We start from the raw sequence: 14,088 nt of genomic DNA, 5'->3' as shown, positions 1-14,088 counted from the left end.
CGAGGTCCAGAAATGTCCGATACCGCCCTTCTCGTCATCGATGCCCAGGAATCCTTCCGCCAGCGGCAGAACTGGTTCGAGACCGATTATGCGACCTATCTCGGCAACCAGCAGGCGTTGATCGATGGGGCGCGGGCCAAGGGGCACGCCGTCGTCCGGATACTGCATGTGGAGCCCGAGGGTATCTTCTCGCTGGCGTCGGGCTTCGTGCGGCCGCTGGCGGAGCTGCAGCTGACGCCCGATGCGGAGTTCATGAAGACGCGCCATTCGGCGCTGGTCGGCTCGGGCCTCGATGTGTGGCTCACCGAGAACGGCATCCGCCGGCTGATCGTTTCGGGCATCCGCACCGAGCAGTGCTGCGAGACGACGACGCGCCACGCCTCCGATCTCGGCTGGCAGGTGGACTACGTCACCGAGGCGACCCACACCATGGCGCTGACCGATGCCACCGGCCGCACCTGGAGCGTCGACGAGCTGAAGGCCCGTACGGCTGCGGTACTCGATGGGCGCTTCGCCCGCGTCTGCACCATTGCCGAGGCCCTCGCCGGCCGCCCCGCGGCCGCCGCCGCATGAGCCCTGCCCCGCGCCGGATCCCGGTCTACTGCGTGCTGCCGGCGCGGACGCTGCTGCTCGACGTCGCCGGGCCGATCGAGGCCCTGCGCGGCGCGAACATGCAGCAGGCCGATGTGGCGTTCGATGTCCGCTATGTCGGCCCCCTGCCCGAAGTTACGAGCTCCATCGGCCTCAAGCTCGCGGGCATTGAGCCGCTCCCCGAGGGCATCGAGCCCGACGCCATGGTGGTGATCTCGGGCCATGCCGAGGAGCCGATGGCGGCCGGCCATCCACTCGATCCGCCCGGCGCCGGCACGGACGAGATCGTCGACTGGCTCAGAACCAGCATAAGACCGGGCATCCGCCTCGTCTCGATCTGCTCGGGCGCCCTGCTCGCGGCCCGCGCCGGGCTGCTCGACGGCAGGAGCTGCACCACGCATTTCTCCGATTGCTCCGAGCTGGCCGCTGCGGCGCCCACGGCGCGCGTGCTCGACAACCGGCTCTATGTCGAGGACGGCGAACGCTACACCAGCGCCGGCATCACCGCCGGCATCGACCTGATGCTCCACATCATCGCGCAGCTGACGAGCCCGTCGACAGCCGCCGCCGTGGCCCGCTACCTCGTCGTCTACCATCGCCGCGCCGGCACCGACCCGCAGCTCTCGCCCTGGCTCGAGGGGCGAAACCACATCCACCCCGCGATCCACCGCGTGCAGGATGCGATCACCGCCGACCCGACGCGCGACTGGACGCTGGAGGCCCTGGCGGGCATCGCCATCGCCAGCCCGCGGCATCTGTCGCGCCTGTTCAACGAGCACGCCGGGATGAGCATCCCCGACTACGTCAACCGCCTGCGCGTGGCCCTCGCCCGGCAGTTGCTCACCGAGACGCGGCTCGACCTCGAGCGCGTCGCCGAGCGTTCGGGCTTCGCCTCGAGCCGCCAGTTGCGCCGGGCCTGGGGCCGCGTCAACGACGTCCCACCCAGCGCCGCACGGCTGCTGGCCCGCTCCACCGTCTGACGCGGCGGAACGCTGGAGGCACACGCGCGTTCTCCGACTTAGTGCGGGGAGGCCCTTCAAGTGCGGTTTGCATACGCGTATGCTCGTCCCATGAGCGATCCTTTCGATCTCGTGGCCAAGGGAGATCTGGATGGGCTCCGGTCGGCGCTGTCGCACGATCCGGGGCTGGTCGGCACGCGCCATACGAGCGGCGCCTCGCTCGTCGCCTGGGCAGCCTATATGGGCAATGTCGGCGCCATTTCCGCCGTCCGCGCCATGCTCCGCGAACTCGATCCGCACGAGGCGATCATCCTGAGGGATGGCGCCCGCCTCGAAGCCGCCCTTGCCAACGGCTGGGATGCCAACGAGCTGTCGGCCGACGGCTTCACGCCGCTGTCGCTGGCGGCCTTCTTCGACAACCCCGAGGCCTTCGACCTGCTGCTGCCGCTGACGACCAACGTCAACGCCGCGGCGCAGAACCCTCAGAAGGTCGCGGCCCTCCACGCCGCCTGCGCCAAGCGCAACGCCGCGATGGTGGAAAAACTGCTCCGCGCCGGGGCCGACCCCAACCAGGTCCAGGCCGACGGCTTCACCCCGCTGCACGCAGCCGGACATCATGGCGACGGCGCCATTGCCGGCCTGCTGCTCCTCGCTGGAGCCGATTCCTCGGCGAAGAACGCCAAGGGCGAGACGGCGGCCAGTCTTGCCCGCAACGCCGGCCATGCCTGGCTGGCCGACCGGCTGGAGACGCGGCACTAAGTCCGCCATCGGCGCGCGCGCCGCGTCCGCCGCAACGACGCCCAGCCGGGAAGCTCCTGCCAGCGCAAGGAATTGTTACGTTGATTTAATGTCGGGCGCCGGTTGCCGATGGTATCGTTCGCGCCATTGTCGCCCGCTTCTCCCGCGGGCCTAAATCGCGTTGGGAACTGTGACTTGATAAGGCAATTGCTGGTTTCGCTCATCGTCTTGGGAGCGGCCGCGGCCGCCTATGTCTTCTTCGTGCCCGGCGCACCCGAGACACTGGCGCGCTACGGCATCGAGCTGCCCTTTGCGCCCCAGGCGGAAGCCGCGACCGGACCGGCCGGCGGCCAGGGCGGTGGCCAGCAGGCGGCACCGGGCGGACAGCGAGGCGGCCCGGGTGCAGGCGGCGGGCGTGGCGGCAATCGCAGCCTCGTGGTCGTCACGGCGCCCGTTACGGTTGCCACCATCAACGACAAACTGACCGCGATCGGGGACAGCAGCGCGGCCCGCTCCGTGACCGTCATCTCTCCCGCGGCCGGCACGCTCGCCGAACTCGTGGTGAAGCCGGGTGACGCGGTCGAGGCCGGCGCCGTGATCGGCCGGCTCGACGCCGACGCCGAAAAGATCGCTGCCGAGCGCGCGCAGCTCGCGTTCTCGGACGCCGAGGAAGCCGTCAAGCGCTTCGACGAGCTGGCCAAGGCCAATGCCACTACGACAGTGCAGGTCGCCACGGCGCGGCTCGCCTACAACAATGCCCGGCTCGAACAGCAGAACGCCGAACTCGCGCTGGCCAAGCGCACCATCTCGACCCCCATCGCCGGCACGGTTGGGCTGTTCCAGGTGAGCCCGGGCAACACCGTGACCACGCAGACCGTGGTGACGACGATCGAGGACACCTCCCACATCACGGTCAGCTTCTGGGTGCCAGAGCGCTATGCCTCGTCGGTCACGATCGGCATGCCGCTCACCGCGTCCGCCGTGGCCCTCCCCGGCGAGACCATTGCCGGCACGGTCAGCGCCGTCGACAACCGCATCGACACGGCCAGCCGCACGCTCAAGGTCGAAGCCCAGATCCCCAATGACGACGGCCGCCTGAGGCCGGGCATGTCCTTCTCGGTGTCCCTCACCTTCGCCGGCGAGGAATTCCCCACCGTCGACCCCCTCGCCATCCAGTGGTCGAGCGCCGGCAGCTACCTATGGAAGTTCGTCGACGGCAAGGTCGAGCGCGTCCCGGTGCAGATCATCCAGCGCAACTCGGACGGCGTGCTGGTGAAGGCCGAGCTGACGCCCGGCGACCAGGTGGTGACGCAGGGCGTCCAGCAGCTCACCGCCGGCGCCAGCGTAAGGCTGCTCGATGAGCCGGCGGGCGGCGGCGAGGGTGGCAATCGGCAACGGCCGACGGAAGGAAATCCGTCGTGAGGGCGGCGCGGGAAACGCTTCCCCACCCCTGTCCCCTCCCCGCAAGGGGGAGGGAGACCAGACCGAATAGCCTTCGTCCCACGGTCACCCAGCGTTGTGTGGGCGTCTCCCGCCCCCCTGCGGGGAAGGGACAGGGGTGGGGGTACTCTTTGCGCGCCGGCTTTGGGGGCAAACCATGAGCATCCAGTCCCAGAACGAACGCGGCGGGGCCATTGCGGGACTGTTCGTCCGCCGCCCGGTGCTCGCCATCGTCGTCAGCTGCCTGATCATCGTGGCCGGACTCGCCGCCTTCTTCGGCGTCGAGATCCGCGAGCTGCCCAATGTCGAGCGCCCGACGCTCTCGATCAGCACCACCTTCTCCGGCGCCTCGGCTGAGACCGTGGATCGCGAGATTACGGCCGAGATCGAGGGCGTGGTCGCCCGCATCCAGGGCGTGGCATCGATCTCGTCGGATTCGTCCTACGGCCGCAGCCGCGTGTCGATGACGTTCAACGACGGCACCAATCTCGACAACGCCACCTCGGACATTCGCGACGCCCTCGGCCGCATCGCCAACCGCCTGCCCGACGGCGCCGAGACCCCGACCATCGTCAAGGCCGACGCGAATGCGCAGGCCATCATCCAGCTCGCCGTGACATCGGACACGATGAGCAAGGACGAGCTGACCGAGCTGGTCGAGAACACCATTTCCGAGCGCCTCGCCGCCGTGCCCGGCGTTGCCGACGTGCAGGTCAACGGCAGCCAGAACCGGTCGTTCGAGATCGACGTCGACCAGATCAAGCTCGCGAGCCTGGGGCTGACGGTCGGCGACATCCGCAACGCGCTGTCCACCATGGCCTTCGACAGCCCGGCGGGCTCGCTCAACGGCACCAACCAGAACATCGCCATCCGCGCCATCGCCGAGGTGAACACGCCCGAGGCGTTCGAGAACATCGTCATCAAGGGCACGACCCGGCTCGGCGACGTCGCCAATGTCGTCTTCTCGCCCGGCGCCGCCAACTCGGGCCTGCGCAGCGACGGCAAGTCCGGCATCGGGCTCGGCATCGTGCGCCAGGCGCAATCGAACACCATGCAGATCTCGGACGGCGTCAAGGCGGCGGTCGAGAGCCTCAAGACCACCCTGCCCCCGGGCGTCGACATCAAGATCTCGTCCGACGAATCCGTCTTCATCGCCGGCGCCGTGCACGAGGTCGAGCGCTCGCTGATGATCGCCGTCATCGGCGTCATCGTCATCATCTACCTGTTCCTGCTCGACTGGCGCGCCACTATCATCCCGGCGGTGACGATGCCCGTTGCGCTGATCGGCACGGTGGCCGGAATCTATGCTTTCGGATTTTCGCTCAACATCCTGACCTTGCTGGCGCTTGTGATCGCCACCGGGCTCGTCGTGGACGACGCGATCGTCGTGCTCGAGAACATCACAAGACGGCGCGGCATGGGGTTAGGGCCACGCGCCGCCGCCGTGCTCGGCACGCAGGAGGTGTTCTTCGCCGTCATCGCGACGACGGTGACGCTGGCCGCGGTCTTCATCCCGATCTCGTTCCTGCCGGGGCAGACGGGACTGCTGTTCCGCGAGTTCGGCTTCACCCTCGCCATCTCGGTCGGCCTCTCGGCGGTCGTGGCGCTGTCGCTGGCTCCCATGCTGGCCTCGCGCATGCTGAAGCCGCATACCGAGCGCCCGCCCAATGCGATGGAACGCTTCGGCGGGCTGCTCTCCGGCTTCTACCGGCACACGCTGCGCTGGGCGCTCAACAACCCGCTCGTCGTGATCGTCTTCGCGCTGGTCTTTGCGGCCGCCGCCTGGGGCGTGTTCGGCACGCTGAAGCAGGAGCTGACGCCGCCCGAGGATCGCGCGCAGATCGCAATCAACGTCAACGCGCCTGCCACGGTCAGCCTCGATTTCACCCGCACCCAGATGCAGAAGATCGAGGACATGCTGCAGCCCTACAAGGACAGCGGCGAGGCGACGAGCATCTTCTCTATCTCGGGCTTCGGCTCGAACACCAATTCCGGCTTCATCATCATGACGCTGGCCGACTGGGAGCACCGCACGCGCACCCAGCAGCAGATCGCCGCCGAGATCAACCAGCAGCTGACCCAGGTGCCGGGCGTCCGCGCCAACATCCGCCAGGGCAATTCGCTCGGCGTGCGCGGCGGCGGATCGGGCCTGCAGTTCGCCCTCCTCGGCGACAATTACGAGACGCTGTCGCAAGCGGCCAATGCCATGAAGTCCGAGCTCGAAAAGGACGAGAAATGGGGCCGCGTCTCGGTGAACTACGAGACCACCCAGCCGCAGATGACGCTCTCGATCGACCGCGATAAGGCGGCCCAGCTCGGCATCGACATCAACGGCCTCTCGGCCACGATGCAGGCGATGATCGACGGCTCGGACGTGGGCACGGTGTTCATCAACGACGCGAGCTACTCGGTCCGCATGCTTTCGACCTCGAGCCCGGTGAACGACCCCGGCGACCTCGAGTCGATCTTCATCAAGACGACGGACGGGCGCTACGTGCCCATGTCGACCATCGCCACGCTCAACGAGGCGCCGATCGCGCCCTCGCTCGGCCGCGAGCAGCAGCGCCGTGCCGTCACGGTGACGGCGGCGCTGACCGACGGCTTCGCGCTCGGCGACGCCTACAACGAGGCCGTGCAGATCGCGCAGCCCCTCCTGCCCGACGGCGCGACCATCGTGCCCATGGCCGAGGCGAAGACCCTCGGCGACAGCAATAACGGCCTGCTGATTACCTTCGGCTTCGCGCTGATCGTGATCCTGCTCGTCCTCGCCGCGCAGTTCGAAAGCGTGTGGAGCGCCATCATCGTCATGGCGACGGTGCCGTTCGGGCTCGCCTGCGCGGTGTTCGCCATGCTGCTGACGGGGGTGACGCTCAACGTCTACAGCCAGATCGGCCTGGTACTGGTGGTCGGCATCATGGCCAAGAACGGCATCCTGATCGTCGAGTTCGCCAACCAGTTGCGCGACCGCGGCCAATCGGTGCGCGAGGCGGTGGAGAACTCGGCCAACATCCGGCTGCGGCCGGTGGTGATGACCATGATCGCCACGGTGCTGGGCGGCGTGCCGCTGATCATCGCCGGCGGCGCCGGTTCGGAAGCGCGTGCGGCGCTGGGCTGGATCATGGTCGGCGGCCTCAGCCTCGCGGCGGTTGCGACACTCTACCTGACGCCGGTCGCCTACCTGCTGCTGGCCCGGTTCAGTAAGCCCAAGGCCGTGGAAGAGGAGCGCCTGCAGCGCGAACTCGAAGCTGCCGAAGCCTTGGAGCACGGGGCCGCTCCGGCTCCCGCCGAGTAGGATCGAGGGACGCGGTGCTGCCGCGCCCCACCCGCCTCGTCAGTAGACGTAGACGACCAGCTGGCCCGCCTTGCGCTGCACGGCCGCGACGTCGCCTGCGTCGTAGCGCGTGCGCCCCAGCGATGCCGAGAGCAGCTCGTCCGCCTGCACCGCACGCTGGAGCTGATTGATCTTCCGGCTGTGGCTGAAGATCTCCGCCACCTGCTTCTTCGCCGCGGGGCAGAGCCTGACCGGGACGATCTGGACATTCGCCGATCGCTTCCAGGCCCGGAACTCGGCCTCGGTGATCTTGCCCGCCGCTGCGACCTGCAGCAGCTCCCGGGTCTTGTTGACGTTGCACCTGATGACGAACGTGTCGCCGCCTTCGAGGCTCCCCACCAGCACGGGGCGCCCCGGACGACCCGGGTTGCCGGGGTCGGCCGAACCGAACCCCAGGTCGAGGTCGACATCGAGGCCGAGCCCACCCAGATCGAGCGCGACGGCGGTGCGGTCCAGAAGACCCGTGCTGGAAACGTTGGCGTTGGCCAGCGGCTTGCTCCCACGGCCCACCGCCGCGTTCAGCACGTTGCTGCCCCCGCCGATGTCGAGATTGACGAGGGCCGTGTTGTCGTCGTCGTTGAGCGAGACGACGCTGCCCACGGTGTCGCCCAGAGTTCCGGCGATGCCCTTGAGCAATCCCTCTGCGGCGACCGGCGCCGCGCCCAGCCCGGCAGCCAGTGCAACTGACGCCGCCAGAACGACCACATTCCACTGCATGCAAGCCTCCTCCATCCGCCGCTAAACGGATGCTCATCTGTCCACGGCTCCGCGATCGACGCAAGCTTCGGCAAATACACTTTCGTCTATGAACAGCGGTGGCCGACAGCAAATCCAAGAAGACCGGCACAGTGCCTGCGTACCCGCCTAACGAAAGCTGATCGCCCCGGTGGATAAAGCTTGTCGCGGACGCCGCCGCGTCGTGCCGTGATTTAGGGCCGCCCCTCGGCCGCACAAAAGAAGGCGCGGAACCGAAGCTCCGCGCCCCACCGGCTTCAATCAAAAAGGGAGCGTCAGCCCTTCCCGTCTCCGCCGATATTCCAGCGCCGGTTCAAACCGGCAGCTCGTCGGCTTAACGGTGGATGGTGGGGAAGGTTGCGCTCGCACGGGGATGATTTTCGCCCGGCCGCGTTGCGGGCACCAAGCCCCACGCCGTCTCCGGCGCGGGGCCGAGGATGTGGTGCAAACAACCTCTGCCGGAAGTGGAACTTCCGGTGCCGATTTCTTTAGCAGGACTGAAACGTCCGGTCACCGGGCAGTAGTTGCCGCTTCCGCACGCCGCTTAATTCTTAAGCAGAGGTAAATAGGCGCGCCTAGAAAACAGGCAGGTGCCTTCCCGCCTCCCGCTGCGGCACACCCGGCTTTTCCGCCACGCGGAACAGAACGCGATTTAGTTTCAGTGCCTTAGCGTCCTAACGCGGTGCTGGCACGGCGATTGCAACTTCCCTTCCGGTGCAAACAACCAAACTGTCGGAGGGTAAATATGACAGGGATTAGTCGCATAATGGCCGGTATCGGCCTGGGAGTAGCGATGACTGCCGGGGCGCTCGCGCCCCTCGCCGCCCATGCACAGGAAGAAACCATCAAGGTCGGCATCCTCCACTCGCTGTCGGGCACGATGGCGATCTCGGAGACGACCCTGAAGGACACCATGCTCTTCCTCATCGACGAGCAGAACAAGAAGGGTGGTCTCCTCGGCAAGAAGCTCGAGGCCGTGGTCGTCGACCCGGCATCGGACTGGCCGCTCTTCGCCGAGAAGGCGCGCGAGCTCATCTCGGTGAACAAGGTCGCCGCGGTGTTCGGCTGCTGGACCTCGGTGTCCCGCAAGTCCGTGCTCCCCGTCTTCAAGGAGCTCAACTCGATCCTCTTCTACCCCGTGCAGTACGAGGGCGAGGAATCCGAGCGCAACGTGTTCTACACCGGCGCTGCTCCGAACCAGCAGGCCATCCCGGCCGTCGACTACCTGATGAACGAAGAAGGCGTCGAGCGCTGGGTCCTCGCCGGCACCGACTACGTCTATCCGCAGACCACCAACAAGATCCTCGAGCAGTACCTCAAGGACAAGGGCGTGGCCGCTGAAGACATCATGATCAACTACACGCCGTTCGGGCACTCCGACTGGCAGACCATCGTCTCCGACATCAAGGCCTTCGGCTCGGCCGGCAAGAAGACCGCCGTGGTCTCGACCATCAACGGCGACGCCAACGTGCCGTTCTACAAGGAACTCGCCAACCAGGGCATCAAGGCCGAGGACATCCCGGTCGTGGCCTTCTCGGTCGGCGAGGAAGAACTGGCCGGCTTCGACACCGCCCCGCTCGTGGGTCACCTCGCCGCCTGGAACTACTTCCAGTCGGTCGATACCCCGGAGAACGCCGACTTCATCGCCAAGTGGCGCGAGTTCATCAAGAACCCCGAGCGCGTCACCAACGACCCGATGGAAGCCCACGTGATCGGCTTCAACCTGTGGGTCCAGGCCGTCGAGAAGGCCGGCACCGCCGACACCGACCCGGTGCTCGACGCCATCATCGGCCTCGAGACGCCGAACCTGACCGGCGGCATCGCCAAGATGCTCCCCAACCACCACATCACCAAGCCCGTCCTGATCGGCGAGATCCAGGCCGACGGCCAATTCGAAGTGGTGTCGGCCAGCGACCTCGTGCCGGGCGACGCCTGGTCCGACTTCCTGCCCGAATCCAAGCCGATCGAGGCCGATTGGACCGCCCCGATCAACTGCGGCAACTACAACACCGAGACCAAGGCCTGCGGCGGCGACGTCGCCACGGCTCAGTAAGCCGGCACCCAGCCTTCGCGAGGGCGGTCCGCCGCCCTCGCTTCTCCCGGATTTCCTTCGAGGCCAAAGATGAACGACGGTCAGATCGGGCTTGTGGCCTCCCCCCTCCCAGCCTCCCCCGCAAGGGGGGAAGTTCCGAGCAGTGCGAATGGCTCGATCGCGCCACAAGCACCGGCCCACACCTCCCCCCTTGCGGGGGAGGTTGGGAGGGGGGTGGCGACACGCTGGATCGCAGCGCTGCTCACCGTTCTCGCCCTGCTCTTTTCGATCACCCCCGCCTTCGCGCAGACCGATGACGCGACGCTGACAACGCTCGTCAACGCTCTCGCGCCGGGCAACTTCAAGGATCGCGAGGCTGCGGCCAAGGCTCTCGGCGCCACGGGTGATCCCCGCGCCGTTCCGGTGTTGCAGACGCTGCTCGACGGCAATCTCTATGCAGCCAAGACCACCGGCCAGGTCGTCTTCCTCGCCCGCAACGGGGTGACCGATCCGGTGACCGGCGCCGCGGTCGAAGGCATCGCCAAGGGCGACACCGAGAAGGTGAAGGTCAACAACGGCCTCCGTCGCGGGCTGCGCACCATCATCGGCCAGATGACACTTCTCAGCGAGGATCGCGGCACCCGCATGAGCGCCGCCCAGTCGGTGCTGCGCGACGCCAACCCCGACAATCTCGAACTGCTGAACTCGGCGCTATCGAGCGAGGCCGACCCCCAGATCAAGGCCGTGATGGAAACGGCCCGCGCTGCCATCATCCTCAAGACGGATGCTTCGGTGGAGGAAAAGACCGCCGCCGTGGCAGCGCTCAAGGCGCGCGGCGGACGCGATGCAGTCACGCTGCTGACCTCGGTGCTCGCCAGTTCGCCCGAGGAACTGAAGCCCCAGATCCAGGGCGCCATCGACGCGCTCAACCAGACGCAGGCCGCCTGGGGCGTGGCGCAGAATGTCTGGTACGGCATCTCGCTCGGCTCGGTGCTGCTGCTCGCCGCCATCGGCCTCGCCATCACCTTCGGCGTGATGGGCGTCATCAACATGGCGCATGGCGAGATGGTGATGCTGGGCGCCTACACCACCTTCACCGTGCAGGAGATCATCCGGCGCAGCTTCCCCGGCATGCTCGACTACTCGCTGGCGATCGCCCTGCCCCTCGCCTTCCTCGTCACGGCGCTGATCGGCATCGCCATCGAGCGCGGCATCATCCGCTGGCTCTACGGCCGGGCGCTCGAAACGCTGCTCGCCACCTGGGGCCTGTCGCTGATCCTGCAGCAGGCGATCCGCACCGCCTACGGGCCGACCAACAAGGAAGTGGCGAACCCCAGCTGGATGTCCGGCTCGTTCGACCTGGGTGGGCTCTCGATCACCTGGAACCGCTTCTGGATCGTGATCTTCGCCATCGCGGTCTTCGTGGCGCTGCTCGCCGTGCTCAACCGAACCTCGCTGGGCCTGCAGATGCGCGCCGTCACGCAGAACCGCCGCATGGCCTCGGCCATGGGCATCCGCACGCCCTTCGTCGACGCCATGACCTTCGGGCTCGGCTCGGGCATCGCCGGCCTTGCGGGCGTGGCGCTGAGCCAGATCGACAACGTCTCGCCGAACCTGGGCCAGAACTACATCATCGACAGCTTCATGGTCGTGGTCTTCGGCGGCGTCGGGAACCTCTGGGGCACGCTGGTCGGCGCGCTTTCGATCGGCATCGCCAACAAATTCCTCGAGCCCTACGCCGGCGCGGTGGTGGCCAAGATCCTGATCCTCGTGCTGATCATCCTGTTCATCCAGCGCCGGCCCAGGGGGCTGTTTGCGTTGAAGGGCCGGGCGGTGGAGCAATGATTATGCCGATCCGGAAGCCCGCTGTTCGCGCCTCCCTCCCCCTTGAGGGGAGGGATCGAGGGAGGGGGTGGTGCAGTCACCGCCGTGCTCTCCTCGCCACCCCCACCCCCAGCCCCTCCCCTCAAGGGGGAGGGGAGCCGTCAGTTCGACCGACCGGACTCCACCCCTCACCCGTCTCGGCCTTCGGCCGATCCACCCTCTCCCCGACGGGGAGAGGAATGGTGCCCCGCACCGGCCCCTCGGTATTCTTCTCCCCGTCGGGGAGAATGTGGCGCGTAGCGCCGGATGAGGGGTTCCAGGCCACCGGAGCAGGCAATTGATCACCCAACTCCTCTTCCGCGCCCTCGACAGAAAGGCGATCTGGCTGGTTGCGATCCTCGTCGCCATCGCGATTGCCGTGCCGGCGCTCAACCTGCTGGTGCCGCCGGGCTCGCCCTTCCATGTGCCGACCTACGTGGTGACGCTGTTCGGCAAGTATCTCTGCTACGCGATCCTCGCGCTCTCGCTCGATCTGGTCTGGGGCTATGTCGGGATCCTGTCGCTCGGCCACGGCGCCTTCTTCGCGCTGGGCGGCTACGCCATGGGCATGTACCTGATGCGCCAGATCGGCACGCGCGGCGTCTATGCCAACCCGGTCCTGCCCGACTTCATGGTGTTCCTGAACTGGAAGGAGTTGCCCTGGTACTGGCACGGCTTCGACATGTTCTGGTTCGCCATGCTGATGGTGGTGCTGGTGCCGGGCATCCTCGCCTTCGTCTTCGGCTACCTCGCCTTCCGCAGCCGCGTGACCGGCGTCTACCTCTCGATCATCACCCAGGCGATGACCTTCGCCCTGCTGCTCGCCTTCTTCCGCAACGACTTCGGCTTCGGCGGCAATAACGGGCTCACCGACTTCAAGGACATCCTCGGCTTCAACGTGCAGGCGGCGACAACCCGCGCGACGCTGTTCGCGCTGAGCGCGCTGTTCCTTGCCCTGTTCGTCCTCATCTGCTCGATGATCGTCAATTCCAAGCTCGGCAAGGTGATGGTTGCCGTGCGCGATGCCGAGAGCCGCACCCGCTTCCTCGGCTGGCGGCCCGAGAACGTGAAGCTCTTCGCCTTCACCGTCTCAGCCGTGATGGCGGGCATCGCCGGCGCGCTCTACGTGCCGCAGGTCGGCATCATCAACCCGGGCGAGTTCGCCCCCGAGAACTCGATCGAGGCCGTGATCTGGGTCGCGGTCGGTGGTCGCGGCACCATCGTCGGCCCCATCATCGGTGCGGTGCTCGTCAACTTCGGCAAGACCGTGTTCACCAGCGCCCTCCCCGAATACTGGCTGTTCGCGCTCGGGGGGCTGTTCGTCGTGGTGACGCTGTTCCTGCCCAAGGGCCTCGTCGGCCTGTTCGCGAAAGTCCGCACCCGCAAGGGCAAGGAACAGAGCGCCGCCGCCGAGGCCGGCGAGGATCCCACCACCCTGCCCCCGACCAAGACCGCGCCGGAGCCCGCCGAATGACCGTCCCCGACAAATCCGGCACGATGCTCTATCTCAACGGCGTCTCCGTCGCCTTCGACGGCTTCAAGGCGCTGAACAACCTCTCGATCATCGTCTATCCCAACGAGATGCTGGCGATCATCGGCCCGAACGGCGCCGGCAAGACCACCATGATGGACATCATCACCGGCAAGACCCGCCCCGACGATGGCGATGTCTATTTCGACGGGCGCACCGACCTCACCAAGCTCGACGAGGCGCAGATCGCCAACCTCGGCATCGGCCGCAAATTCCAGAAGCCGACGGTCTTCGAAAGCCACACGGTATGGGACAATCTCGTGCTGGCGCTCAAGAAGCCGCGCGGCGTGTTCAACGCGCTGTTCTATTCGCAGAGCGGAGAGGACGAGGCCCGCATCGACGAGATCCTCGCGACCGTCCGCCTCACCGCCCGCAAGGACGATCTCGCCGCCGACCTCAGCCACGGCCAGAAGCAGTGGCTGGAGGTGGGCATGCTGCTGGCCCAGGACCCCAAGTTGCTGCTGGTCGACGAGCCCGTCGCCGGCATGACCGATGCCGAAACCGTCGAGACGGCCAAGCTCCTCAAGGAGATCGCACGAACCCGCTCCGTGGTCGTCGTCGAGCACGACATGAGTTTCGTGCGCGAACTGGGCACCCGCGTCACCTGCCTCGCCGAAGGCTCGGTGCTGGCCGAGGGCTCCCTCGACCAGGTGAGCGCCAACCCGGTCGTCATCGAGCGGTATCTGGGCCGATGATGCAGTTCTACAGCCTTCATCCATGTTCCGTATCCCTCCTGCCCTTGAGGAGAACACCGGAACAGGAACTCGCCTCCCTCCCCTTCGCGGGGAGGTTTCGAGGGTGGGGGTGGTGCGGGTCGAGGGCAAAAGGACCCCCACCCCCAACTCCTCCCCGCGCAACCGCCGGAGCA

10 protein-coding genes are annotated in these 14,088 nt (G+C 67.1%); 9 read left to right on the top strand and 1 reads right to left on the bottom strand.

Going from position 1 to position 14,088, the window contains the following annotated elements:
- Positions 1 to 12 precede the first annotated feature (12 nt).
- The 5 genes from PRN20_RS19325 (at position 13) to PRN20_RS19305 (ending at position 7,020) form a co-directional block, all read left to right on the top strand.
- Positions 13 to 573, top strand: a complete 561-nt coding sequence (locus PRN20_RS19325; protein ID WP_273959273.1) for a cysteine hydrolase family protein — start codon at positions 13 to 15, stop codon at positions 571 to 573.
- On the top strand, positions 570 to 1,571 hold the full coding sequence (locus tag PRN20_RS19320) for a GlxA family transcriptional regulator (protein WP_273959272.1): 1,002 nt from the start codon (positions 570 to 572) through the stop codon (positions 1,569 to 1,571). The genes PRN20_RS19325 and PRN20_RS19320 overlap by 4 nt, the downstream gene beginning before the upstream one ends.
- 90 nt (positions 1,572 to 1,661) lie before the next feature.
- Positions 1,662 to 2,309: an ankyrin repeat domain-containing protein gene (locus PRN20_RS19315; protein WP_273959271.1), complete on the top strand. Its 648-nt coding sequence runs from the start codon at positions 1,662 to 1,664 to the stop codon at positions 2,307 to 2,309.
- Between the two features lie 186 nt (positions 2,310 to 2,495).
- Entirely contained in the window at positions 2,496 to 3,710 is a 1,215-nt protein-coding gene (locus tag PRN20_RS19310; protein ID WP_273959270.1) for an efflux RND transporter periplasmic adaptor subunit, read from the top strand.
- 175 nt (positions 3,711 to 3,885) lie between these two features.
- Positions 3,886 to 7,020: an efflux RND transporter permease subunit gene (locus tag PRN20_RS19305; protein WP_273959269.1), complete on the top strand. Its 3,135-nt coding sequence runs from the start codon at positions 3,886 to 3,888 to the stop codon at positions 7,018 to 7,020.
- 39 nt (positions 7,021 to 7,059) lie between these two features.
- Here the strand turns inward: PRN20_RS19305 and PRN20_RS19300 are convergent, their stop codons facing one another.
- A complete protein-coding gene (locus PRN20_RS19300) occupies positions 7,060 to 7,776 on the bottom strand; it encodes a hypothetical protein (protein WP_273959268.1) in 717 nt (238 codons plus the stop codon).
- Between the two features lie 811 nt (positions 7,777 to 8,587).
- Between PRN20_RS19300 and urtA the strand changes: the two genes are divergently transcribed.
- The 4 genes from urtA to urtD all read left to right on the top strand — a co-directional run bounded on the left by urtA (position 8,588) and on the right by urtD (position 13,915).
- Entirely contained in the window at positions 8,588 to 9,847 is a 1,260-nt protein-coding gene (gene urtA, locus PRN20_RS19295; RefSeq protein WP_273959676.1) for an urea ABC transporter substrate-binding protein, read from the top strand.
- A gap of 213 nt (positions 9,848 to 10,060) precedes the next feature.
- Positions 10,061 to 11,671, top strand: coding sequence for an urea ABC transporter permease subunit UrtB (gene urtB / locus PRN20_RS19290; RefSeq protein ID WP_443112594.1), 1,611 nt, complete (start codon positions 10,061 to 10,063; stop codon positions 11,669 to 11,671).
- Positions 11,672 to 11,987: 316 nt separating this feature from the next.
- Entirely contained in the window at positions 11,988 to 13,163 is a 1,176-nt protein-coding gene (urtC, locus tag PRN20_RS19285) for an urea ABC transporter permease subunit UrtC (protein ID WP_273959267.1), read from the top strand.
- Positions 13,160 to 13,915: an urea ABC transporter ATP-binding protein UrtD gene (gene urtD / locus PRN20_RS19280; RefSeq protein ID WP_273959266.1), complete on the top strand. Its 756-nt coding sequence runs from the start codon at positions 13,160 to 13,162 to the stop codon at positions 13,913 to 13,915. Before urtC ends, urtD begins: the two co-directional genes overlap by 4 nt.
- Positions 13,916 to 14,088 lie beyond the last annotated feature (173 nt).

Origin of the sequence: Devosia sp. ZB163 (genome assembly GCF_028613635.1) — a bacterium.
GTDB lineage: Bacteria > Pseudomonadota > Alphaproteobacteria > Rhizobiales > Devosiaceae > Devosia_A.
Note: the sequence above shows the minus strand (reverse complement) of the source record. Positions and strands in the feature narration are given on the sequence as shown.

Coding starts and splice junctions, on each gene's coding strand:
- PRN20_RS19300 (WP_273959268.1), bottom strand. CDS start 7,776: ATGCAGTGGAATGTGGTCGTTCTGGCGGCGTCAGTTGCACTGGCTGCC.
- PRN20_RS19305 (WP_273959269.1), top strand. CDS start 3,886: ATGAGCATCCAGTCCCAGAACGAACGCGGCGGGGCCATTGCGGGACTG.
- urtD (WP_273959266.1), top strand. CDS start 13,160: ATGACCGTCCCCGACAAATCCGGCACGATGCTCTATCTCAACGGCGTC.
- urtA (WP_273959676.1), top strand. CDS start 8,588: ATGACTGCCGGGGCGCTCGCGCCCCTCGCCGCCCATGCACAGGAAGAA.
- PRN20_RS19320 (WP_273959272.1), top strand. CDS start 570: ATGAGCCCTGCCCCGCGCCGGATCCCGGTCTACTGCGTGCTGCCGGCG.
- PRN20_RS19315 (WP_273959271.1), top strand. CDS start 1,662: ATGAGCGATCCTTTCGATCTCGTGGCCAAGGGAGATCTGGATGGGCTC.
- PRN20_RS19325 (WP_273959273.1), top strand. CDS start 13: ATGTCCGATACCGCCCTTCTCGTCATCGATGCCCAGGAATCCTTCCGC.